General features: G+C 61.7%; 1 protein-coding gene. It reads left to right on the plus strand.

Going from position 1 to position 324, the window contains the following annotated elements; translation table 11 throughout:
- On the plus strand, positions 1 to 247 hold a 247-nt coding region (locus tag P0D89_RS54395), incomplete at its 5' end, for a hypothetical protein (protein WP_408371622.1).
- Positions 248 to 324: the final 77 nt, after the last annotated feature.

Consider the following 324-nt stretch of genomic DNA (forward strand, 5'->3'; position numbering starts at 1 on the left):
CGGAACGGAAAAATTCCAGAACGATCCGCACTGGCGCGACCTGATCCTGTTTTACGAGTACTTCCACGGTGACAACGGCGCGGGCCTTGGCGCCAGTCACCAGACCGGCTGGACGGGTCTGGTCGCTCCGCTGCTCGACCTGTTCGGGCGCGTCGACGCCAGGACCATGCTGGAAACCGATCGTGGGCGCGTGATGTCGCGGGTCATCAGGGAACAGGTGAGCGGAGAAGACCCCGGCGAGCAATGAGGAAAACAAAATGGCCGACGTACGCTATCCGACGCTGTACCAGATCAACACTCGCGTCTGGCTGACCGGGTTGTCGT

The sequence above is a fragment of the Paraburkholderia sp. RL18-085-BIA-A genome (assembly GCF_046027075.1).
Classification (GTDB): Bacteria; Pseudomonadota; Gammaproteobacteria; order Burkholderiales; family Burkholderiaceae; genus Paraburkholderia.